At 64.7% G+C, this 23,433-nt stretch carries 17 protein-coding genes, 2 tRNA genes and 1 pseudogene; 3 read left to right on the forward strand and 17 right to left on the reverse strand.

Going from position 1 to position 23,433, the window contains the following annotated elements:
• Nucleotides 1–28 precede the first annotated feature (28 nt).
• The gene (pgi, locus tag AC1DP9_RS04030; RefSeq protein ID WP_477106684.1) at nt 29–1,657 is read left to right on the forward strand and encodes a glucose-6-phosphate isomerase; all 1,629 of its coding nucleotides are present in this window, start codon (nt 29–31) and stop codon (nt 1,655–1,657) included.
• A 19-nt stretch (nt 1,658–1,676) separates the two neighbouring features.
• Here pgi and AC1DP9_RS04035 read toward each other — a convergent pair whose 3' ends face one another.
• The gene (locus AC1DP9_RS04035; RefSeq protein WP_092293087.1) at nt 1,677–2,375 is read right to left on the reverse strand and encodes an ABC transporter ATP-binding protein; all 699 of its coding nucleotides are present in this window, start codon (nt 2,373–2,375) and stop codon (nt 1,677–1,679) included.
• On the opposite strand from AC1DP9_RS04035, the gene AC1DP9_RS04040 reads away from it, so the two are divergent.
• Nucleotides 2,374–3,099, forward strand: coding sequence for an arylesterase (locus AC1DP9_RS04040; RefSeq protein WP_255370755.1), 726 nt, complete (start codon nt 2,374–2,376; stop codon nt 3,097–3,099). The two genes, AC1DP9_RS04035 and AC1DP9_RS04040, sit on opposite strands and share 2 nt — an antisense overlap.
• 73 nt (nt 3,100–3,172) lie before the next feature.
• On the opposite strand, the gene AC1DP9_RS04045 is transcribed toward AC1DP9_RS04040, so the two are convergent.
• From AC1DP9_RS04045 to mnmC, 8 genes are all read right to left on the reverse strand, one after another.
• A complete protein-coding gene (locus AC1DP9_RS04045; protein WP_477106685.1) occupies nt 3,173–5,116 on the reverse strand; it encodes a SurA N-terminal domain-containing protein in 1,944 nt (647 codons plus the stop codon).
• A 160-nt stretch (nt 5,117–5,276) separates the two neighbouring features.
• Nucleotides 5,277–5,353: transfer RNA gene (locus tag AC1DP9_RS04050), tRNA-Asp, on the reverse strand.
• Nucleotides 5,354–5,379: 26 nt separating this feature from the next.
• Nucleotides 5,380–5,455 (reverse strand) — tRNA-Val (locus tag AC1DP9_RS04055).
• A 194-nt stretch (nt 5,456–5,649) separates the two neighbouring features.
• Nucleotides 5,650–8,061, reverse strand: a complete 2,412-nt coding sequence (lon, locus tag AC1DP9_RS04060) for an endopeptidase La (RefSeq protein ID WP_092293081.1) — start codon at nt 8,059–8,061, stop codon at nt 5,650–5,652.
• A 258-nt stretch (nt 8,062–8,319) separates the two neighbouring features.
• A complete protein-coding gene (gene clpX, locus AC1DP9_RS04065; protein WP_092293079.1) occupies nt 8,320–9,597 on the reverse strand; it encodes an ATP-dependent Clp protease ATP-binding subunit ClpX in 1,278 nt (425 codons plus the stop codon).
• A 243-nt stretch (nt 9,598–9,840) separates the two neighbouring features.
• Nucleotides 9,841–10,491: an ATP-dependent Clp endopeptidase proteolytic subunit ClpP gene (gene clpP, locus AC1DP9_RS04070; protein ID WP_092293077.1), complete on the reverse strand. Its 651-nt coding sequence runs from the start codon at nt 10,489–10,491 to the stop codon at nt 9,841–9,843.
• A 126-nt stretch (nt 10,492–10,617) separates the two neighbouring features.
• Nucleotides 10,618–11,973, reverse strand: a complete 1,356-nt coding sequence (gene tig, locus AC1DP9_RS04075; RefSeq protein ID WP_092293075.1) for a trigger factor — start codon at nt 11,971–11,973, stop codon at nt 10,618–10,620.
• Nucleotides 11,974–12,134: 161 nt separating this feature from the next.
• Nucleotides 12,135–14,153: a bifunctional tRNA (5-methylaminomethyl-2-thiouridine)(34)-methyltransferase MnmC2/FAD-dependent 5-carboxymethylaminomethyl-2-thiouridine(34) oxidoreductase MnmC1 gene (gene mnmC / locus AC1DP9_RS04080; RefSeq protein ID WP_477106686.1), complete on the reverse strand. Its 2,019-nt coding sequence runs from the start codon at nt 14,151–14,153 to the stop codon at nt 12,135–12,137.
• A gap of 171 nt (nt 14,154–14,324) precedes the next feature.
• Between mnmC and AC1DP9_RS04085 the strand changes: the two genes are divergently transcribed.
• Nucleotides 14,325–15,182, forward strand: coding sequence for a 23S rRNA (adenine(2030)-N(6))-methyltransferase RlmJ (locus tag AC1DP9_RS04085; RefSeq protein ID WP_477106687.1), 858 nt, complete (start codon nt 14,325–14,327; stop codon nt 15,180–15,182).
• A gap of 12 nt (nt 15,183–15,194) precedes the next feature.
• On the opposite strand, the gene AC1DP9_RS04090 is transcribed toward AC1DP9_RS04085, so the two are convergent.
• The 8 genes and pseudogenes from AC1DP9_RS04090 to AC1DP9_RS04125 all read right to left on the reverse strand — a co-directional run bounded on the left by AC1DP9_RS04090 (nt 15,195) and on the right by AC1DP9_RS04125 (nt 23,408).
• A complete protein-coding gene (locus AC1DP9_RS04090; RefSeq protein WP_477106688.1) occupies nt 15,195–15,572 on the reverse strand; it encodes a VanZ family protein in 378 nt (125 codons plus the stop codon).
• Nucleotides 15,573–15,665: 93 nt separating this feature from the next.
• Complete coding sequence (locus AC1DP9_RS04095) at nt 15,666–16,679, reverse strand: fimbrial protein (RefSeq protein WP_477106689.1); 1,014 nt, start codon at nt 16,677–16,679, stop codon at nt 15,666–15,668.
• Nucleotides 16,680–16,750: 71 nt separating this feature from the next.
• On the reverse strand, nt 16,751–17,824 hold the full coding sequence (locus AC1DP9_RS04100; RefSeq protein WP_477106690.1) for a fimbrial protein: 1,074 nt from the start codon (nt 17,822–17,824) through the stop codon (nt 16,751–16,753).
• A gap of 68 nt (nt 17,825–17,892) precedes the next feature.
• Nucleotides 17,893–20,466 (reverse strand): fimbria/pilus outer membrane usher protein, encoded by a 2,574-nt coding sequence (locus tag AC1DP9_RS04105; RefSeq protein ID WP_477106691.1) that lies wholly within the window; start codon nt 20,464–20,466, stop codon nt 17,893–17,895.
• A gap of 114 nt (nt 20,467–20,580) precedes the next feature.
• A complete protein-coding gene (locus tag AC1DP9_RS04110) occupies nt 20,581–20,904 on the reverse strand; it encodes a fimbrial biogenesis chaperone (RefSeq protein ID WP_477106913.1) in 324 nt (107 codons plus the stop codon).
• 36 nt (nt 20,905–20,940) lie between these two features.
• Nucleotides 20,941–21,335: pseudogene (locus AC1DP9_RS04115) on the reverse strand (fimbria/pilus periplasmic chaperone); the annotation flags it as partial.
• A 68-nt stretch (nt 21,336–21,403) separates the two neighbouring features.
• Nucleotides 21,404–21,937 (reverse strand): fimbrial protein, encoded by a 534-nt coding sequence (locus AC1DP9_RS04120; protein ID WP_092293065.1) that lies wholly within the window; start codon nt 21,935–21,937, stop codon nt 21,404–21,406.
• 295 nt (nt 21,938–22,232) lie between these two features.
• Nucleotides 22,233–23,408: an MFS transporter gene (locus tag AC1DP9_RS04125; protein WP_477106692.1), complete on the reverse strand. Its 1,176-nt coding sequence runs from the start codon at nt 23,406–23,408 to the stop codon at nt 22,233–22,235.
• Nucleotides 23,409–23,433: the final 25 nt, after the last annotated feature.

Here is a 23,433-nt window from a genome sequence, read left to right on the forward strand (position 1 = left end):
TGCCCCCCTGAGACAAACCGAACACCGCATGCCGACTGAACTCCACGCCTGGACCGCCCTTCGCCAACACCACGACGCCATCCGCCATACGCCGATGCAGGACTGGTTTGCCGAAGCCGAAGCCGCCCGGCGGGTCGAGGACTTCTCGCTGGAAGCCGCCGGCCTGTACCTGGACTACTCCAAGAACCGCATCGCGTTCGAAACCTTCGCGCTGCTGATGAAGCTGGCCGAGGAAGCCGGCGTGACGCAGCGCCGGGACGCCATGTTCGCGGGCGAACACATCAACACCACCGAAGACCGTGCCGCCCTGCACGTGGCGCTGCGCGCGCTGCCCGATGCGCCGTTCAAGGTCGATGGCGTCTCCGTGATGCCGGCCATCCATGACGTGCGCTGCCGTATGCAGGACTTTTCCGAGCGCGTGCGCGGCGGCGCCTGGACCGGTTCCACGGGCCAGACCATCACCGATGTCGTCAACATCGGCATCGGCGGGTCTGACCTCGGCCCGCGCATGGTCTGCCGCGCGCTGGCACACCTGGGCGACCAGACCGGGCCGCGCATCCACTTCGTCTCCAACGTAGACGGCACCGAACTGGCCGAAACGCTCGTCCGACTGAACCCGGCGCGCACGCTGGTCATCGTCTGTTCCAAGACGTTCACCACGCTCGAGACCATGGCCAACGCGCGCAGCATGCGCGACTGGTTCCTGCGCAACGGCGTTCCCGAGAACCAGCTCGCGCGGCATTTCGTGGCGGTGTCCACCAATCGCGAGGCCGTGACCGAGTTTGGCATCGACCCCGCCAACATGTTCGAATTCTGGGACTGGATTGGCGGCCGCTTCTCGCTGTGGTCTTCAGTGGGCCTGTCGATCGCGCTGGCCGTGGGCTTTGATGCCTTCGACGACCTGCTGCTCGGCGCGCGCGCCATGGACGATCACTTCCGCACCGCCCCGCTGGCGCGCAACATGCCCGTGGTGATGGCGATGCTGGGCATCTGGTATCGCAATTTCTTCGGCATGTCGACCAGCTGCATGGCGCCGTACTCGACCTCGCTCGAACTGTTCCCGGCGTTCCTGCAGCAGCTGGAGATGGAGAGCAACGGCAAGTCGGTCCAGCTGGACGGCCAGCCGGCGCACGTGCAGACCTCGCCCGTGGTCTGGGGCACGGCCGGCACCAATGGCCAGCACGCCTACTTCCAGATGATTCACCAGGGTTCGCAGATCGTGCCGGTCGACTTCGTGGCACCGCTGGTGCCGCCGCGCAGCCTGCCCGGCCATCATGCCAAGCTGCTGGCCAACTGCTTCGCGCAGGCCGAGGCGCTGATGCGCGGGCGCAGCGCCGAGGAGCTACGCGCGGCCGGCATGACCGACGAGGACCGCCTGCCCCACATGGTGTTCGAGGGCAACCGCCCGAGCAACACGCTGCTGATGGAAGACCTGACGCCGCATGTGCTCGGCGCGCTGATCGCGCTCTACGAGCACCGCACGTTCGTGCAGGGCGTGGTGTGGAATATCAATTCGTTCGACCAGTGGGGCGTGGAGCTGGGCAAGATCCTTGCGCGCCCGATCGAGGCCGAACTCAATGGCAGCGCCCAGGCTACGCACGATGCATCCACGGCGGCGCTGATCGCCCGCGCGCGCCCCGTGCTGGCGCGCGGCTGACGCCGCGCCCGCCGGAACGTCAGACTTCGGTGCCCATCCACTCGTCGCTGGCCACGCGGCCGGCGTCGATGGTCAGGATGCGGGCGCAGCGCGCCGCCACGGAGCGGTCGTGCGTGACCAGTACCAGCGTGGACCCGGCATTGCGGTTCAGCTCGAACATCAGCGCGATCACGGCCTCGCCGGTGCTCGTGTCGAGGCTGCCGGTCGGCTCATCGGCGAACAGGATGTCCGGCCGGGCGACGAACGCCCGCGCCAGCGCCACGCGCTGCTGCTCACCACCGGAAAGCGTGCGCGGATAGTGGGTCAGGCGCTTGCCCAGGCCCACGCGCACGAGCATTTCCGTGGCACGCTCGCGCACGCGGTCGGTCTCGCCGCGCAACTCGAGCGGCAGCATCACGTTTTCGAGCGCTGTCAGGTGGCCCACCAACTGGAACGACTGGAACACGAAGCCCACGTGCCGGCCACGCAGCGCGGCGCGCTGGTCTTCATCGAGCGTGAACAGATCCTGGCCGTGCAGCCGCACCGAGCCCGTGCTGGGCAGGTCCAGGCCCGCCAGCAACCCCAGCAGCGTGGATTTTCCCGAGCCGGACGCGCCGACGATGGCCAGCGTTTCGCCCGGCGTGACGGAAAACGAGACGTCGTGCAAAATCGTCAGCGAACCTGTCGTGTCGGCAACGGTCTTTCCGAGTGACTCGACAGCGAGAATGGAAGAGGACATGAGCGAGAGGATTGGATACGGTTGGCGCCCCAGGGCGCTGGCGGCGTGCGGTGCGATGCTGGGCGCGGCGATGTTGATGGCGGCGCTGCCGGCCGGCGCCCAGGCTCAGGCCCAGACTCAGGCCAGGCCAACGGCCGCGAAACCGGCTGCCACCGCTGCGCCCGCGGTGCTGGTGCTTGGCGACAGCCTGTCGGCCGAGTACGGCATCGCGCGCGGCACCGGCTGGGTCAGCCTGCTGCAGGACCGCCTGCACAAGGAGCGCCTCGATTATAGCGTCGTCAATGCCAGCATCAGCGGCGAGACCACGTCGGGCGGCAAGACGCGCCTGCCGGACCTGCTCGCCCGGCACAAGCCGGCTGTGGTGGTCGTGGAGCTTGGCGCCAACGATGCCCTGCGCGGTCTGTCCCTGCAATCCACAGAAACCAACCTGCGCGGCATGCTGACGGCGGCGCGCCAGGCGGGCGCCGGCGTGGTGCTGGTCGGCATGCGGATTCCGCCGAACTACGGCCCCGACTATACCGAGCGCTTCTTCGCGCTCTACAGCAAGCTGGCCAGCGAGTACCGCGTGAGTCTGGTGCCGTTCTTCCTCGATAAGGTGATCGCCCGGCCCGAGTGGTTCCAGGACGACCGCATCCATCCCACCTCGGCCGCCCAGGCCACGCTGCTCGACAATGTCTGGCCGCAGTTGCAGCCGCTGCTGAAGGCGCCGGCGAAAAAGCGCTGAAATCGTCATCCCCAAACAAAAAACCCCTGCTGGTCGCTGACCGCAGGGGTTTTTTGCTGGCAAGCCGCGCCGGTTACTGCGCTGCGCCTTCGCTGGCCGGTACGTCGGTGGCCGTGATCGGACGCAGGATCTTGACCTTCGCCCGCGCCTTCAGGGTTTCATAGTAGGCGGCGAGTTCGGCCTGGCCGGCCAGTTGGGCCAGCTGTTGCGACTCGGCGTCGCGCTGGCCCGGGTTCGCCTGGGTCGGCGAGCTGACCTTGCCGATGCGATAGATCGCATAACCATCCGCACCGAGGTCCACGCCGACCACAGCGGGCAGCTTGGTCGTGTCGGCGCGCATGATGGCCTCGACCGCCTTCGGCGACAGGCCGTCTGCCTTGGTACGCGACACCGTCACGGCCTGGGCGAAGCCGGCAGCGCTGTCGGCCTTCTTCAACGCTTCGAGCTTGGCTTCGCCATCCTTGCGGGCCAGTTCGGCAGCCTGCTGGGCGACGTAGGCCTGGCGCACCTGGGCTTCCACGTCCTCGAATTTGCGCGCGGTCGCCGGGCGATAGTCGACGATACGTGCCGCCACCAGCGTGGTCGGGCCCACCTGCACCGCTTCGGTGTTGCGCTTGTTCTTGAGCGCGTCGTCGCTGAACAGGGCCTTCAGCACCTTCTCATTGTTGAGCGGGTTCTGCGCGCCCAGCGCCAGGTTCGGCGTGCGGGTGACGTTGTCGGCGGTCTGGATCGTCAGCTTGAACTTGTCGGCGGCCGGCTTGAGGCTTTCGGACTGCTCGTAGACGGTGTTGCCGAAGGCATCGGCCAGCTCCGTGTACTTCTTGCTCGCCAGCTGCTTCTTGAGTTCGGCTTCCAGTTCGGGGCGCACGGCCTCGAGCGGCTGCGTCTCGGCCGCCTTGATGCCGGTCAGCTTGATGATGTGGTAGCCGTAGTCGGTTTCCACCACATCGCTGATCTGGCCGTCCTTGAGCGCGTACATGGCGTCTTCGAACGGCTTGACCAGCGCGCCGCGGCCCATGAAGCCGAGGTCGCCGCCCTTCTCCGCCGAACCCGGATCCTGCGACTGCTTCTTCGCCACGTCGGCGAACGTCTCGGGATGCTTGCGCAGGTCTTCCAGCAGCTTGGTGGCCTTGTCCTTCGCGGCCTTGCGGTCGGCTTCCTTGCCGTCCTTGGGCGCTGAGATCAGGATGTGGCTCGCACGGCGTTGCTCGTCGGTCCGGAAACGCGCGATGTTGCTCTCGTAGTAGGACTTGAGCTCTTCCGGCGTCACGGTCTGGCTCGCGGCCAGGGAGTCGCCGGACAGCACCACGTACTCCACCTTCGCCTGTTCCGGCGTGGTGTAGGCCGACACATGCGCGTCGTAGTAGGCCTTCAGCGCGGCGGCGTCAGCCGTGATCTTGGACGTGAAATCAGCCGGCTTGATCGACAGCGTCTGCACGTCACGCTGTTGGTCGCGCACGGCGATCAGGCGGTCCAGCAGCGACTTCGGCACGAACGCCGTGGTACCCACGGCGCCGCCAAGCTGCTGCGTGGCCAGTTCGAAGCGCAGGCGCGCATCGAACTGCTCGGGCGTCATGCCCTGCGTGGCCAGCAGTTGGATGTAGGCCTTGTCGTCGAACTTGCCGTCCGCCGTCTTCAGCTGGGCGATGGCCGGGATGTTCTGGATGGCTGCCGCCACCTGGGCATCGGACACCGTCAGATTCTTCTTGGCGGTGGCGTCGGACACCACGCGCTGCAGAATCAGCTGGTTCACCACGGACTGGCGCGCGGCGGCACCTTCGAACATGCGCGGATCGTACTGATTGCCCAGCATCTGGCGCATGCGCTCGCTCTGGTCGCGCACCACGTTGTCCACTTCCTGCACGGTGATTGCGCGACCATCGACCTTGGCGACGTCGTGCGAGGTATCCATGAAGCGCGAATAGCTTTCCACGCCGAAGAATACGAACGACGGGAAGACAAGCACCAGCAGCAGCAAAAGCATCAGGCGCCGGTTGTTGCGTACGAAATCAAGCATGCTGATTCTGGTAAGGGGGTTGGCACGAAGACAAACTCCGCGATTCTAGCAGGTGCCGGGCGCGAAACCGTCATTTGCTGATGCGGCAGCGTCACGTGAGCGGGGAATGGCTGGGAAGACAACAGATACAAAAAAACCCGCATGCGCGGGCGATTTTGCTTGGCGGAGTGGACGGGACTCGAACCCGCGACCCCCGGCGTGACAGGCCGGTATTCTAACCAACTGAACTACCACTCCTGCGTGGGTTCCCTGGGATGGTGAAGTGGTGGGTGCTGAGGGGCTCGAACCCCCGACCTACGCCTTGTAAGGGCGCCGCTCTACCAACTGAGCTAAGCACCCACTAGACCATCGCGGACTTGCGCGCCCGCTGGGTAATCTCGCTTCGCACGACTCGGCGGTTACTGCCTGGCTGCCGCTGTTTGCGTTGCGAGGCCGCGATTGTAATACGAGACTTTCCGCGTTGCCAACCCCGGCCGCGCAAAAAAAATGCCGCGGGGGAACCCCGCGGCATCTTCCTGACAGCGCTCGGTCAATCAGTGATGAATCATCTCGACCGTGGCCTTGGCCTTGTCCGCCACCTCGGCGGGCTTGGCCTCTTCCTCGGCCAGCGGCTCGGGCTTGCGCTCGAGTGCCAGCTCCAGCACCTTGTCGATCCAGCGGACCGGCACGATCTCGATGGCGTTCTTCACGTTGTCCGGAATCTCGGCGAGATCCTTGACGTTCTCCTCGGGGATCAGCACCAGCTTGATGCCGCCACGATGGGCCGCCAGCAGCTTCTCCTTGAGACCGCCGATCGGCAGCACTTCGCCGCGCAGCGTGATCTCACCCGTCATGGCCACGTCCGCCCGCACCGGAATGCCGGTCAGCACCGACACGAGTGCAGTCGTCATCGCCCCGCCGGCCGACGGACCATCCTTGGGCGTGGCGCCTTCGGGTACGTGGATGTGGATGTCGCGCTTCTCGAACATCTCATCCGTGATCCCCAGGCGACGTGCCCGCGAACGCACCACCGAACGCGCAGCTTCGACCGATTCCTTCATCACATCGCCCAACGAGCCGGTACGCGTGATGTTGCCTTTGCCCGGCATGATGGCGGCTTCGATGGTCAGCAGATCGCCGCCCACCTCGGTCCACGCGAGGCCGGTCACCTGGCCCACCTGGTTTTCCTTGCCGGCCAGGCCGAAGTCGTACTTGCGCACGCCCAGGAACTTGTCCAGGTTCTCCGAATCGACCTTCACCGCGCCCGATTCCTTCTTCAGGAGCAGCAGCTTGACCACCTTCCGCGCGATCTTCGACACCTCGCGTTCCAGCGACCGCACACCGGCTTCCCGGGTGTAGTAGCGGATGATGTCGCGGATGGCCGCTTCGGTGATGTCGATCTCGCCAACCTTCAGACCATTGTTCTTGATCTGCTTGGGCAGCAGGTAGCGCGTGGCGATGTTCACCTTCTCGTCTTCGGTGTAGCCCGAGAGGCGAATCACTTCCATACGGTCCAGCAGCGGCGGCGGGATGTTCAGCGAGTTCGACGTCGCCACGAACATCACGTCCGACAGGTCGAAGTCCACCTCGATGTAGTGGTCCTGGAACGTGTGGTTCTGTTCCGGGTCCAGCACCTCGAGCAGCGCCGACGACGGGTCACCACGGAAGTCCATGCCCATCTTGTCGATCTCGTCGAGCAGGAACAGCGGATTGCGCACGCCAACCTTCGACAGGCTCTGCAGGATCTTGCCCGGCATCGAGCCGATATAGGTCCTGCGGTGGCCGCGGATCTCGGCCTCGTCACGCACGCCGCCCAGTGCCATGCGCACGAACTTGCGGTTCGTGGCGCGTGCCACCGACTGCCCGAGCGAGGTCTTGCCCACACCGGGGGGGCCGACCAGGCACAGGATCGGCGCCTTCACCTTGTCCACGCGCTGTTGCACTGCGAGGTACTCGAGAATCCGTTCCTTGACCTTCTCCAGGCCATAGTGGTCTTCGTCAAGCACGCGCTCGGCGTTCGCGAGGTCATTGTTGACCTTGCTCTTCTTGCGCCACGGCAGGTTGACCAGCGTGTCGATGTAGTTGCGCACGACGGTGGCTTCGGCCGACATCGGCGACATCAGCTTGAGCTTCTTGAACTCGGCGTCGGCCTTCTTCTTGGCCTCCTTGGGCATGCGTGCGGCCTTGATGCGCTTATCCAGCTCCTCAAGGTCGGCGCCTTCCTCGCCCTCGCCCAGTTCCTTCTGAATCGCCTTGACCTGCTCGTTCAGGTAGTACTCGCGCTGGCTCTTTTCCATCTGGCGCTTCACGCGGCCACGGATGCGCTTTTCCACCTGCAGAATGTCGATCTCGCCTTCGAGCTGCGAGAGCAGGCTCTCGAGACGCTCGGTCACATTGACCATCTCGAGGATCTTCTGCTTCTGCTCGAGCTTGATCGGCAGGTGCGCGGCGATGGTATCGGCCAGACGACCAGCTTCATCGATGCCCGACAGCGACGTCAGGATCTCGGGCGGGATCTTCTTGTTCAGCTTCACATACTGGTCGAACTGCGACACGATCGCGCGGCGCAGGGCCTCGGTCTCGGCGGATTCGACCGGCGCGGGCGGCACAGGCACGGCTTCGCACATGAAGTGCGAATCGTCCTCGCTCACCTCGGTGATATTCGCGCGTTGCGTGCCTTCCACGAGCACCTTCACGGTACCGTCGGGCAGCTTCAGCATTTGCAGGATATTCGCGATGCAGCCAACCTCGTACAGGTCGTCAGCCGTCGGCTCGTCCTTGGCAGCCGTCTTCTGGGCCACGAGCATGATGCTCTTGCCCGACTCCATCGCAGTCTCAAGCGCCTTGATGGACTTCGGGCGACCCACGAACAGCGGGATCACCATGTGCGGAAACACCACCACGTCGCGCAGCGGCAACAGTGGGAGGCGAATCGGCTCAGCCGGGAGGAGTTGTGTTCCGGACATCATTTTCCCCAGTCAGTCATTTAAGGCGTAAATAGGGTCACGGGAATCGATTGCAAGGTACCGCCCCCGATTCTTTGTGCCGTCATGCCGCGCGAAAAAGTGCCGCGCAAAGCACCTGTGACCCACTCTGAAACAGCATACCCGCGTTTCCTCCCGTTCGTATCGTCGAATTGAAGAAAAAAAGCCGTTCGCTTTCAGGCGAACGGCCGCTTGATTTTTAAGCCGGTGTGGCATGCACCACGTAGGCCGGCGCGTTCGTCAGTTGGACCCCGCAACCTTGGGCTGCTGCTCTTCGTACATGAGCAGCGGCGGTGCATCGCCGGTGATCGTATTTTCATCGATCACCACCTTTTGCACGCCCTTGTAGTTCGGGAGGTCGTACATGACGTCCATCAGCGACTGTTCCAGGATGGAACGCAAACCGCGTGCCCCCGTCTTGCGACGGATGGCCTTGCGTGCGATGGCGGACAGCGCGGCCGGACGAATCTCCAGCTCCACACCTTCCATCGCCAGCAGCTTCTGGTACTGCTTGAGCAGTGCATTCTTGGGCTCGACCAGGATCTGCATCAGCGCGGCCTCGTCCAGCTTGGCCAGCGTGGCCACCACCGGCAGGCGGCCGATCAGCTCCGGAATCAGGCCGAACTTGATCAGGTCTTCCGGCTCGGTCTGGGGCAGCACCTCGCTGACATCACGTTCTTCCTTGCTCTGCACCTGGGCCGCAAAACCGATGCCGGTCTTGTCCGAGCGCTGCATGATGACCTTTTCCAGGCCGTCGAACGCGCCGCCGCAAATGAACAGGATGTTGGTGGTATCCACCTGCAGGAAGTCCTGATTCGGGTGCTTGCGCCCGCCTTGCGGCGGCACCGAGGCCATCGTGCCCTCGATCAGCTTCAGCAGCGCCTGCTGCACGCCCTCGCCCGACACGTCGCGCGTGATGGACGGGTTGTCGGACTTGCGCGAGATCTTGTCGATTTCGTCGATGTAGACGATGCCGCGCTGGGCCTTCTCGACCTCGTAGTTGCAGTTCTGGAGCAGCTTCTGGATGATGTTCTCGACGTCCTCGCCCACGTAGCCGGCTTCGGTCAGCGTGGTGGCGTCGGCGATCACGAACGGGACGTTCAGCAGCCGGGCCAGCGTCTGCGCGAGCAATGTCTTGCCCGAGCCGGTCGGCCCGATCAGCAGAATATTGCTCTTGGACAGTTCGACGTCATCCTTCTTGCCAAGATGCTTGAGACGCTTGTAGTGGTTGTACACCGCTACCGCCAGGATCTTCTTGGCTTGCTCCTGCCCGATCACATACTGATCCAGGCTTTCGCGGATTTCGTGGGGCGTGGGCAGGTCCGAACGCGTGGCGGCCGTGGCGTCCTTATCGGTCGCGGCGGCCTCGTCACGGATGATTTCATTGCACAGGTCGATGCATTCGTCGCAAATGAACACCGACGGGCCCGCGATGAGCTTCTTGACCTCGTGCTGGCTCTTGCCGCAGAACGAGCAATACAGAAGCTTCTCGCTGGATGAACCTTTTTTGTCCGCCATAGGAATCAGTCACATTAGCAGTGTGGTCCCCGCACGGCGGGAGAGCCCCACGGGAAACGCATTAAACGCATCATACGCCAAAACAATTGGCGCAGTCGGCGGCTTCCCCGGCGTGTGGGGCAAAACGCAAAAACGAGGCGCACAGCCTCGTTCCGGTGTAGCCTGCGTCATTTGGCGCAGGCTGTGTGGCGGGAGCCCCGGCGCAGGGCCGTGGGCCGCCCGCTCCGACACACCGGCGTCGGCTCAACCGCGGCGCGAGATGACCTTGTCGATCAGACCGTAGTCCACGGCCTGGTCGCCGCTCATGAAGTTGTCGCGATCGGTGTCGCGGGCAATCTTCTCGACGGGCTGGCCGGTCACTTCCGACAGGATGCTGTTCAGGCGCTCACGCAGGTACAGGATCTCGCGCGCCTGGATCTCGATGTCCGAGGCCTGGCCACGCGCGCCGCCCAGCGGCTGGTGGATCATGATGCGCGAGTTCGGCAGCGCGCTGCGCTTGCCCTTGGCGCCAGCCGCCAGCAGGAAGGCGCCCATGCTCGCCGCCATGCCCATGCAGAGCGTGGTCACGTCGGGCTTGATGAACTGCATCGTGTCGTAGATCGCCAGGCCGGCGGATACCGAACCGCCGGGCGAGTTGATGTACAGCGACACGTCCTTATCCGGATTCTCGCTCTCGAGGAACAGCAGCTGGGCCACGACCAGGTTTGCGGTCTGGTCGTTCACTTCGCCGACCATGAACACCACGCGCTCCTTGAGCAGGCGCGAGTAGATGTCATACGCGCGCTCGCCCCGGCCGGACTGCTCGACAACCATCGGCACCAGCCCAAGACCCTGGGTTTCCAGAGCAGAGGCCTGCGTCGTGGCGAGACGGTCAAGCAAATCATTGCGGGTCATGCAGGTTCTCCAGGTATTCAGGGAATGCGCCAATCGGCCCCGGCCAGCACTTGCGCGCCAAGCCGGATGCCGCGCAACCGGGGCGCGCCGCGCAATTCGTGCGGCGCGATCCGGTCATGCGAACGCTCAGGCTTGCTGCGCGTTGGTCTCGGCGGTGAGTTCCTCGAACGACACCGACTTGTCCGTGACCTTGGCCTTGTCGCACACGAAATTTACCACGTTGTTTTCGAGCACGTAGGCTTCCATTTCCGCCAGGCGTTGCTGGTCGCCGTAGTACCAGCGCATGACTTCCTTCGGGTCTTCGTAGCTCTTCGCGAAGTCCTCGATTTCCGTCTTGATCTGCTCCGGCTTGGCCTGCAGGCCGTGTGCCTTGACGATCTCGGCCAGGATCAGGCCCAGCTTTACGCGGCGCTCGGCCTGCTGGGTGAACATCTCGGCCGGAATCGGCATGTCCTTGGCGTTCGGCATGCCACGTTGCTCGAGGTCGCGGCGGGCCATTTCCACCAGGCGTTCCTGATCCTGTTCGATCAGGGCCTTGGGCACGTCCAGCTCGCTCACCTTCAGCAGCGCTTCCATGACCTGGTCCTTCAGCATGGCGTGCGTGCGGCGCTTGACTTCGCGCTCGAGGTTTTCGCGGATGTCGGCGCGCATCTTCTCGACGCTGCCGTCAGCGATGCCGAGCGACTTCGCGAAGCCGTCGTCCACTTCCGGCAGGTGCGCCCACTCCACCTTCTTCAGCGTGATCGTGAACTCGGCAGTCTTGCCGGCCACTTCCTTGCCGTGGTAGTCGGCCGGGAAGGCCAGCGGGAACGTCTTGCTCTCGCCCAGCTTCAGGCCCAGCGCGGCTTGCTCGAACTCGGGCAGCATGCGGCCTTCGCCCAGCACGAATGCGAAGTCATCGGCCTTGCCGCCAGGGAATTCCACGCCGTCGATCTTGCCGACGAAGTCCAGCGTCACGCGGTCGCCATTCTTGGCGGCGTCATCGGCACCACCGTCGCCATGGGCGCCGGCTTCGCCGCGCACGTGGTAGTGCACGCGCTGCTTGCGCAGGATGTCGATGGTCTTGTCGATCTCGGCGTCGCCGATTTCCGTCTGGGTACGGGTCACTTCAGCCGTGGCCAGGTCGCCCAGCTTGACTTCCGGGTACACCTCGAAGGTGGCTTCGAACGCCACTTCGTCTTCCGACACGCCGTCGGTCTTCAGGTCGAACTTGGGCTGGCCGGCAACCTTCACGTCCTGGGCCTGCGTGATGTCGAAGAACTTGCGGGCGGCCTTGTCGAAGCGCACTTCGAACTCGACCTGCTGGCCATATTGCTTCTCGACCATCTTCATCGGCACCTTGCCCGGGCGGAAGCCGGACATCTTCACCGTCTTCGACAGGCGCACCAGGCGTTCCTGGGTTTCCTTCTGCACTTCGGCCTTGGGAATAGCCAGGGTTACCTTACGGTCCAGCTTGCCGAGGTTTTCAATGACGTTCGACATGGTCGTTAATCCAATCCAGAAATGTAGTTTTAAGCGCAACCGCCTGCGCACCGGCCTGGCCGCGGCCAGTGAAACCTACGGAATCCCGACGCGAACGAAGGGCTTCCGCGCAAACGGAAAACGGGGATTATCGCACGGTTTTTGTTCGCTTCCGGCAGTTTTTACCCTGACGCGTCCGAGGCCGCCCCGGGATCGATAGCCGGCGCGTCCGCCGTGTTGCCGTGCCGCAGCGCCCGCAGCAGCAGCCGGGCGGGGTCGACGGCATCAGCCAGATCCGACTCGATGGGCAACGGTTCGCCCTCGATCTGGCTGGCAATCAACTCCGCGCCCAGTGCGGCCCATGTGAGGCCGCGCGACGCATACGCAAGTGCCGCGTAGAGCCCCGGCATCCGGGGCAGGTCCCGCAGGTGGGCGCCGCGCAGTGGCCCGGACCGGGCCAGCGCCTGCGCCTCATCCGCGAGGGGGCCGATCAGCGGCAGGCGGTTGTGCGTCACCGTGCGCACGCCGACGTAGCCGGTCAACTGCGCGGGATCGAGATGGGCGATGTCGGCGGCACGGTCCGGCAGCAGCGTGGCGAGGCGCTCCAGGTTGGCGGCGTGGACCTCGGGACGCTCGGCCAGCGGGCCTTCGTCAGCGTCATAGCTCGAGCCGATGCGCGCCCCGCCCTCCGGGGCCTGCGGCAGCAGGTAGCCGCCCCCGGTCACCACGCAGTCGGGCCAGCGACCCATCGCCGCGACCTGCGCCGGGGAGAGATCGGTCAGCTGTCCACGCACCCGGCGCAGGGCCAGAAAACGGTTGGAGACGAGCCGTTCGGCCTCATGGGCGTTGGCCAGCACCAGGACCGGCGCCTCAGCCAGCACGCTGCCATCGGCCGCCCTCGCCTGCCAGGCGCCATCCACATATTCGATCGCGGCCACCCGGCAGTTGAACCGCGCATCCAGGGCCGCGCCGGCCTTGTCGAGTTGGGCACGGCAGATGTCGGGCGGCGCCACCCATCCGCCACGCGGGAACCAGAGCCCGCCGCGCGCCACCGTGGCATCGTGGCGCACAGCCGCTTCGGTGGGGTCCATCCACCTGACGAACGATTCGGGGAAGCCCAGGGTGGCCAGCGCCGCCTGCTGGGCCGCACTATCGGCATCACCCTCCCCGATCTGGAGCACGCCGCAGCCGTGCCAGTTCACCGGGTGCCCCGCCGCCGCGAGGGCCGTCCACGCGCGCAGCGCATGAAGATTGCCGGCGCGCGAGAGCCGGGACAGCTGGCTTTCGTCGGGCGACACATGGGCGTGCATGGCCGCCGCGCGATGGCTGGAGGTCTGGCGCGCCGGGCCATCATGGGCGTCGAACAGCGTCACGCGCCAGCCGCGTGCTGCCAGCCGCTCTGTGACCGCGCAGCCGGCCAACCCCGCGCCGATCACAATGGCGTGACGCTCTCGCCACTCCGCAGCGGGTGTCGGGGCATGGCGCCGGTTCTTCCAGGCTGGGGCGAAGCGCGCCACTGTCATGTCGTGCTTGCCGCCGAAACCGGGCGCCTTGTCGACCTCAAACCCGACTGCCTGCAAGCCGCGCCGCACCGAACCGGACGCTGTGTACGTAGCGAGCGTGGCGCCGGGCCGGGCCAGCCGGGATACCCCCCGGAAGACGGTTTCGGACCACATGTCCGCGTTGCGGGATGGGGAGAAACCATCGAGATAGAACGCATCGGCGCCGAGCGCGAGCTTGGGCAGCATTGCGTCGATATCGCCCAGCGCCAGCGTCAGCGTGACCGCACCGCCTTCGAATTCGAGTCGATGCAAGCCCGGCAGCGCATCGGGCCAGGCCGCTTGCAGCGGTTCGGCGAGCGGTAGCAAATCGCCGAGTCCGGCATGCAGCGCCGCCAGTCCATCGCGCGTAAATGGATGTTTTTCAACGGAAACGAAGTGAAGCCGACGGCAGCGGTGCGGATCGTCGCGCCAGGCTTGCCAGGTGGCGAGGAAGTTCATCCCTTGCCCGAATCCGGTTTCCACGATCACGAACTGGTCGCGCCCCGCCCAGTTGCCGGGCAGACCATTGCCACCCAGGAACACGTGATGCGCCTCCGTCAGCCCGCCTTCCGCGCTGTGATAAACGTCGTCGTAACGTGGCGAAAAGGGAATGCCGTCGGGGGAGAGGATCGGCTCGGCGGACTCGAGGGCACGCGGCATGGCAGGCATCGGCGGACGGGACACTTCGGACGGCAACAGCCGCAGGAACGGGCCGTAAAACGGGCTTCCGGGGGCGGCGGATGGTAGCATAGCGCCCTTCGCGCCACGCGCCCGCCGACGCCTTTTTCGCCGACGCTTGCGCGCCGTCATCCCGCTTTATCCCGCCTCATCATGCTCAGTTATCGCCACGCCTTCCATGCCGGCAACCATGCCGATGTCCTCAAGCACGCCGTCGTGGTCCAGTTGCTGGAGCACCTGACGCAGAAGGACAAGGCGTTCTGGTACATCGACACCCATGCCGGCGCCGGCCTCTACGCGCTGGACCACGCCTACGCGCAGAAGAAGGCCGAGTTCGAAACCGGCATTTCGCGCATCTGGCAGGCTGCCGCCGATGGCCAGACCCTGCCCCCGTTCCTGGACGAATTCCTGGACCAGGTGCGCGCCCAGAACCCGGACGGCAACCTGCGTCACTACCCGGGTTCGCCATGGCTGGCCTGGCAGATGCTGCGCGATCAGGACCGCCTGCGGCTGTTCGAGCTGCACAGTACCGAGATCCAGGTGCTGCGCGACAATTTCCGCGGCGCGGGCCGCAAAGTCATGCTTTACGACGGCGACGGCTTCAATGGCATCAAGGCCATCCTGCCGCCGCCGCCGCGCCGCGCGCTGGTGCTGATCGACCCCTCATACGAAGACAAACAGGACTACGCGCGTACCGTGCAGGCCCTGGAAGACAGCCTCGAACGGTTTGCAACTGGCGTTTATGCGATCTGGTATCCGCAGGTGCAGCGGCGCGAATCGACCCAACTGCCGGCGCAACTGATGCGCCTGCCGCTGAAGAGTTGGCTGCATGTGACGCTGACTGTGAAGCATCCGGTGGAAGGCGGGCTCGGCCTGCATGGCAGCGGGATGTTCATCGTCAACCCGCCATGGCGGCTCAAGGAGACGATCGAGGAGGCGATGCCGCTGCTGGTGGATTTGCTCGGTCAGGATACCGGCGCAAGCTACACGCTGGAATCGCTCGATAATTGACCCCGGCGCGCGTCAGGCCCGGGGCTCATTCCGATGGGCCGACAGACTGGGCCAGACCCGCGTCAGTGCGGCATGCACCAGCAGGCCCAGCGCCAGCCCGGCGGCGTCGGCGACCAGGTCATGCCAGTCGGACGAGCGGGTCGCCGTCATGCCTTGCAGCCATTCGATCAGCACGCCATAGGCCATCAGGCCGGCCAGCACCGCCGCCATGCGGCCGGCCCAGGCGCGCAAGCCAAGCAGCGCGAGCACCCCGAAGGCGAGAAGATGGTTGGATTTGTCCCAGCCCGTGGTCGGCTGTGGCACCGAGAGCGGCAGCAGCGACAGGACCAGCACGGCCACCGCGCAGATCGAGAACAGCAGTCGGTATTGATTCRGGGTCAGGCGCGGCACGGGGATTGGGGCCTATCGACGAGATGTCACGTCCAGAGCATAACAGGCCGCACCGCCACGGCTACGTGGCGTGCCACACGTTCCCGCCGCGCGCTATTGGTAAGTCATGGTAAAGGTCATCGCCGTATTCGCAGTTCCGCCGGTTATCGCCCAGGCGGTCTGGTGATAGCGGGCCCTCAAGGGAATCCGGTAGCTTCCGCCAGCCGTGGGCCTATAGCCAGTAAATGATCGGTTCGCGCCGAGCGGCAGTATGGCGCCGGCATTATCCAGCAATTGCACGCCAACGCCCCGCGCGGTTGAGTTGCTGTCGAGCGCCACGATCGATTTCGCGGCGTCGAGAACCCGCGTGACAGCATCCAGTCGATACTGAATGCCTTGTATCCCCGCCGGGCAGTTGTTGACGTCGATGGCGAACGACGTGGCGGGCGCGGGCGATCCGATCCCCCCAAAATCCATATTCGAGCGCGTGCCCATATTCACCGTGACATTGGGGGTTGAGCAGGCAAGCTCGGAGAACGTGGGATTGCCACTCACTGTGACATCCACGCCAGCCATGGGAAGCTGCTTGTGGAACTCCTCGATGCCAGCCTGTGCGACCCTGCCCGGCAGACTCACTGTGCCGGCCCTGATCGGCCCGGTCTTGACGAAGGCGAAATTCATTCGCGTCCCCCATTGCATCCGTGTCGCGCCGGGATTCGTCGTCCCCATGGTAATGCCCCAGGTCGGCGGCACGCTAACAGGCTTCGCGTTGTCACCGCCATACCACTCGCGCCGCGTCCCTGAATTCACACCGATAACCAGGCCAACGCCCTGTAGATTGGTATTGTAGACATGGTAATTCACGCCATTTTCAATGAATGTCACCCCAGACTGCTGGAGGATTGACCGATAGTACGGCCCCGCAGGCCGATACGCCGCCAGCATGCAGGTCCACACCTCCCGGCCCATGCTCTGCATGCCTGTCCACGGAGAAATGCGGGCGCCGATCGGCACATCCCGCGCTATCCCGAAGTTACCCGAGGGCAGCTGGAAGTTGAACACCGAGGGGTTGGGACTGTCGCACGACACGGCCTGGGCCTCCCCCTGTACGAGGGCGAACCACGCCATCACGGCGCCTCCTGTCGTGCGAAGGAGGGTTCTTGTGTTAATCACTGACATATTTACCTGCTTTTGATGCATTACTGGTAAGTCATGGTGAAGGTCATTGCCGTATTGGCGGTGCCTCCCCTTATTACTTCGCCAGTTTTGTAATAGCGTGCCTTTAGCGGAATCTTGTAGCTTCCGCCAGACGTGCGGTTATATCCGGTGAATGGCTTATCCACCCCGAGCGGCAGCACGGCACCGGCGCCATCCAGCAACTGCACGCCAATGCCCTGCGCGTTCGAATTCCCATCGAGGGCCACCACTGAATTGGCGCTATTAAGTACCTGGGTGACGGCATCCACCCGATACTGGATGCCATTCAGCCCCCCGGGACAATTGTTGACGTCAATGGTGAACGCGGTGGCGGGCGCGGCGGACCCCACACCTTGAAAATCCGTGTGCGACCGCGTGCCCATGTTCACGTTGACATTGGGCGTGGTACAGGCCACTTCGGAGAAGGTGGGGCTGCCACTTGCCCTCACATCGACGATGGCTTGCGGATTCCCGTCGTACATTGCGTCAATGCCGACCTGCAGGACAGTACCCGGAAGATTCACCGCGCCGGCTGTAATCGGCCCGGTCTTGACGAATGCGAAACTCATTCGCGTCCCAAACCCAATGGGTTGGCGGCTACTGCTTGTTGTCCCGACGGCAACCTCCCAATTTGTCGGGACGCCGTGCAGCCTCGCGTTATCGCCGCCATACCAATTGCCCCCAGCCCCTGAATTGACGCCGATCACCAGTCCAACCCCCTGAACATTCGTGGTGAAGACCGGAAAATTCTCCCCGCCCTCGGAATAGTGGAGTTGCCCGGCCCGCGGCAGCCCTGCCCGATAAGCCGGCCCGATGTTCACGTCCGCCGGCACAGTGCATCGCCACGTCTGCCTGCCCGCGGTTTGTCTGCTGGTCCACGGGGAAATGCGCGTGCCAACCGGCGCATCCCTTGGCACCGCGAAGGTCCCCACGGGTAGCTGGAAATTGAACACGGCAGGATTGGGACTGTTACACGTGAGACCCTGGGCGTGGGCTTGCCCCTGGGCAAGCGCCAGCCATGCCACCACGGTGATCACCATCGTCCGCCCAAGCTTTGCTGCTGTAATGACTGACATCAAAAATCCTCCGCTGTTGGCATTTGCCTCCGGCTTTCCGGCGGCGATTGCGGGCCGAAGCCGCGCGGCTACAGGCATTGCGCATCGACGGTGGCGATGCCGATCGCGTTGCGCGCATCGGACAGCGCGGGGAGTCGATAGCTGAACTGACATGCCTGCCCCGCGCCATCGGCCGAAGCCACCGTCAACTCGCCGCTATCGCTCTGCAGGCCACGGACGATGATTCGCCCGCCCTGCCCCACCATGCCCACCGATTCGCCCGCGGCGTCGAGCACTTCCCCGCCGAACGGCACCGGCTTGCCATCCGCCGTCCGCACGCGCACGATGGCGGCCCGGCCGGGGTTCGCCGTCTCGAACAACACCTTCACGATTGCGCCGGCGGTCGGGGCGAGTTGTTGCAGCGTCGACTTGAGTTCGACATCCAGCGGCAGGCCCTTGGGATCAATTTCCACCTCGTTTCGGGCAAACGGCATCAGGCTCGACACCACCGCACGCCCCCACGGATCCACCCGCAAGCCATTGCCGCCCCCGACCCGTGCACCGGATGCACCCTTCGCTTCGACGATCGCCAGGGTGTCGCCCAGGCTCGGCGTCAGGACAACGCCGCCGCTGTAGGCAACAACGCCGCCCGAGATACCGGCGGATGCCTGGGTATAGGTGTTGCTCTTGCTGGCACCGCCCGTGAACGCGGCCAGTGTCGACCGATACGACGCGTTCGCACCGACGCTCGTGGCATGGCTCGCGCTGCCCCCTCCGGTGTACCCGGCATTCAAGCCGTAGCTGAATGCGTTGTCGACGCCGTACGATCCAGTCACCGACTGGTTCACCGAGGTAGGCCCCGACGAGCCGGTCTGTACGCTGGTCGTCGAGTACGGTGCCTGCGTGGCCGTGCCCAGCGGAACGCCCAGGCTCAGCATCACGCGACTGTTCCACCTGGCGGTGTTCACGTCGAACTGGCGCGCGGCAGAGACACCATAGTTGACCCGCCGGAAGCTGTTGTTATAGCCAAGCTGGAACTGTGTATCGCGGCCGTTGCGCCGCCAGTAGTCCTGGGTGGATCCACTCACGTAGAAGTTGCCGTAGCCGCCCGGCAGCGCCTGGTTCAGCACCAGTTGCAGCCGGCCGCGTGGGGTGCCGTGCAAGGCCACGCCCATGTCTTTCCGGTCCAGATCGCCCAGGGCGACGGCATCCGCGAGGCTGAGATACCCGCCCGTGGAGTACCGATAGGCGGCCAGCGTCAGGTTGGTGTTGGTGGGTTCCACCAGCTTGCTCAAGCTCAGCCGCACACTCTGCCCATGACGGTCCGGCTCGTTGCGCAGCCGCGTGGAGGCATGGGTGATATCCGCGCCCAGCGCACCAAAGCGGGTGTTAAGCGCGGCGCCAATCACGCCGGCCGCATAGTCCTGCGCAACCGTCACCCCGCCAAAGCCTGTGATCAGGTTGGTGAAGCCATGCTGCACGGTGGCCTGCATCATCAGCGGCTTGCCATTGCTTGTGGCGCTTCGATACTGGCCCGCGGCCACGCCATAGCGGGTCACGCCCGGCCGCAGAGCATTCACCGCGCCGGCATAGGGCACCTTCGAGATGTGCACGCTGCCATCGGCCTCCGTCACCACCACTTCGAGGTCGCCGCCATAGCCGGTGGGGTACAGGTCGTTGATCTCGAAGGCGCCGGCCGCGACGTTGGTTTCGTAGATCGTGTTGCCGTTCTGGCGGATCTCCACCCGGGCATTGCTGCTGGCGATGCCGTGCACCACCGGCGCATAGCCGCGCTGCGACTCCGGATACATCCGATCGTCGCTCGACAGTTGCACGCCTCGAAAGCCCACGCTGTCAAACATGGTGCCATCGGTGTAGGCATCGCCAAAGACCAGCTGGCTCTTGATGGAAGCAAGCGAGCGTTGGACAAACGTCTGCGTMGCCTGGTAGCGGGTGCCGGTGCGTTCGTGGTGGGTCAGGCTGCCGTTGTGACGAAAACGCCATGCGCCCGCGTTCACGCCGCCATTCAGCCCGACGAAGCCCTGCGTGGCGGAAAAACCCTGCCCGCTATTGTGATAAACGCTGGCGTTGTACAGCAGGCGTCCTGCGGTCACACCTTCATCCCAATACTTCGGGTCGATGTAGCCACGCGGCTGGCGGCTCATGGCAACTTGCGGCAGGCTCAGATCGAGGCGCTGCTCACTGCTGTCGAAGTGCGCGACAGCGTCCGGCACCAGTTGCGCGAGCGTCGGGCAGGCAGCGGCATCGTCCAGTAGCGCATTGGCCTCCGGCGTCAGCGCGGCAAGGTCCACGCCGATGCGCTCGAGCAGGGCGCGATCGAAACACGGATGCACCTCGTTTGCTGCGCCGGCCTGGCGCAAGACAACCTCAGTCCGGCCCAGCCAGACTTCGTTGACATGCAGATCCGCCCGGTACGTACCCGGTACGGCCGCATTCCCCTTGCTGAAGCGGCCGACATCCACCCGCCCGTGACCGGGCTGGTGCAGGAAGATATCGTTGAAGGCAACCTCCCCAGCGCTAGGGGTGGCCATTCCATCCRCCCACGCCGAGGCGCTGGTGAACAGCGCGAGCGAGACCATGGTCGGACGCAGGCGGAAACGGGATGCGAGGGGTTGTTTTTGGTGGGACACGGGGATCTTCATCACAAATTCAGACAAGCCGATCCCCTGCCGTATGGCGGCATCGCAAAAACGCTAGATAGGGGATACGTTGGAGGCGTCCTGCGCGGCGACAGCTTCGCCGGCAAGCGCCGCTATTCAGTGGGTCGCGGCGGCTTCGCCGGTGACCGCTCCGCCATGGTCATTGAGGGCGGTGTAATGGACCTTGGGGGCTGCGGACGGCGTGACGTCGCCCTTGAGCGGGAACACCTGGGTTTCGCCCGGGTTCACCATGCCGCCGTCATCGAAGCTGGCGACCTTGCCGTCGCTGCCTTTCACTTCCAGCGCGGTAAAGGAAACGTGGTACGAGGTCGGATTGCGGGCTTCCAGGCTGAACTGATTGCCGGATGCCACCAACCGCCAGGCCACCTGCCCCGGAGCGTCCAGTGCGCTGCCCTTCAGGTTTGCGGGGCGATAGAACATCTTGATGCGCGAGCGGAACGCGAGCTGCAAATGATTGGTGTTCGCGCCACTGGCTTCGGCCTTGGGCGGGATTTCCAGCACGTTGAGCCAGAACACCGACTCCTTGTCCTGCGGCAGTGGCTCGCCGTATGGAGGATGCGCAGGGTCTGCGCCTTCTTCGGATCAATGCGCATCACGGGCGGAGTGACCAGAAATGGCACCTCAACGGTAGATGGCGCGGCCTTGGGGTCGCCATTGTCGAGCCAGGCCTGGGTCAGCGCCGGAGCATTTCCCTGATTGGAAAGCTTGATCGTCGCTTCTTTTTCGTTGGCGTTGTACACCACACGCGTGCCGCCGATCACCACCGAAGCGTGAGCGCTCCACGCGGCAGGCAGGCTCAGCACGAGCACGGCTGCGGTCAGTACGGAACGGATTTTCTGGTTGGTGATCATGATTGCACGCGGTATTCAGGAAACAAGGGGTGAAAAGGTGGCGCGACACCGCGCCACCCGATACGGCTTTACTGATAGGCGATGGAGTACATCACGCTGGTATTGGCCGCGCCGGCGGTTGCCGCGCCAGTGGCAACGTACTGGGCGTAGTAGCGCAGCGTGGCGGCACCAGAGGCCAGGGGAACCGACTTCGAGTTTTGCAGGGCATTGGCGAAACCGACGTTGATGTTGGTTTCGTCCGAGGCGTTCTGCAGGCCGATCTGCACGCGCTGGGCGCCGCCTGCGGTGAGGTTCAGGCGACCCGTGGAGGCGTCGGTGTTGGGACCCGCCTCAAAGAAGGTGCGCACATTGCCTGCGGTCGGCGTGCAGCCCGACAGCGCGATGCTGAACGGCGTGCGGCCGGCGGTCTTGCCCGCTGCGGAGAGCGAGGACGCCGACACGGTCGGCAGGGCAACCACGAAATTGGTAGCGCCACCATTGATGGCACAAGTCTGCGCCGTGACGTTGCCGGTGAAGGTGATCGTACCGTCGGCGGCTGCAGCCATTTGCGAAGCCATTGCGGTGCCACCAATGATCAAGGCGGAGAGGAGTTTGCTTTTCATGAAGGAATCTATGCAGAGGTAAAACGACTGAGAATCTGGACATTGCGAACATGCGTACGGATGTGGCCAGCCTGTTTGCAGGACGTGTTGCCGTGGTCGGGAACGCTTCGCTGCAATCGAGCGAATCATAGGGAGGACAGCCCGCCCGATAAATCGACGATTCTTTAATTTTCAGACGGGAGAAGACGTGCGAAAGCCGTCACTGGCGTGCGCCGTGACGGCCGAAAATGCAGAGAGAATCACGAAATCCGCTGGTGCGGCGGGGGCTCCAGTGAAGCGCGAGTGTCGCGAGCGGTCAGGAGACCGTCGCTGGGCGGATGCCTTGGCGCTGGCTCGCCATACTTCGATGCGCGGCCATGGCAAAGCCGAAGGCCATGGCGATCAACACGGCCGCGACCAGGCTCAGGTACTGCCCGCCTGTCGACTGGATTACGACCCCGCCCAGCAGGCCCGAGCAGGCCAGCCCCGTATAGGTAGCCGTATTGTTCAGCGCAAGCACCAGCGGCGCCGTCGTCGGGGACAACTGGACGAGCCGATGCTGTTGCGGAACGATGAGCCCCCATCCGCAAATGCCCCAGATGACCAGCGAAACCAGGGCCGTCGCCGCGTGGCCGGCCATCCACGGCAGCGCACAGAAGTTGAGGATCGCCACCCAGAGCATCGCGTGGATGATGTGGCGGCTCTCGAAGCGGTCCACGAGGCGGCCGGCCATGAGGTTCCCGAACGTCGCGGCAACGCCCCACACCAACAACATCCCAGCCAGAATGCGTTCGTCGCCACCCGTCACGCGCGCCAGCACCACGCCGGCGTAGGTGTAGACCATCAGGAACCCGCCGAACGCGAACAGTGACGTGAGCAAGGTCAGCGCGACGCGCCTGTCACGCAAGGGAGCAAGCCGCTCCCGCAACCGGACGGCCGCTGGCAACGGAACGGACGGCAGCATCGTCCAGACGCCGATCATCGCGACGATACCGAGCGCCGTGACGAACCAGAGCGTTCCCCGCCACCCGCCGAATCCGCCGATAAAGGTGCCGAGTGGCGAGCCCAGCGCCGTGGCCCCCGTCAGGCCGGCCGTGACCGTGGCCAGCGCACGCCCCCGCTTCTCCGGTGCGGCGAGCGCGGCGGCCACACCCAATGCGGTCGGCGAAAACAGCGCGGCGCCGAAGCCTGCCAGCACCCGGCTCAGCAGCACCCACTGGAGGTCGGTAGCGAGCGCGCTGATGGCGTTGCCGATCACGAAAACGCCCAGCGCGGTCACCAGCAGCCGCTTTCTCGGCAAGTTGCCCGCCACGGCGGCCATCACGGGCGCCGCCACGGCATAGGTCAACGCGTAGCAAGTCACCATCAGGCCGGCCATGCTGATCGATGTGTGCAACGAAGCCGCCACGCCGGGCAAGATGCCGGCGACGACGAAGTTGTCCGTGCCCATGGCGAACATGCCCAGCGCCAGTATCAGTAGTCGACGATCCATATGAGCAACTCGGTGAAATGCGGTT

Source organism: Cupriavidus sp. 01L43 (genome assembly GCF_056399925.1).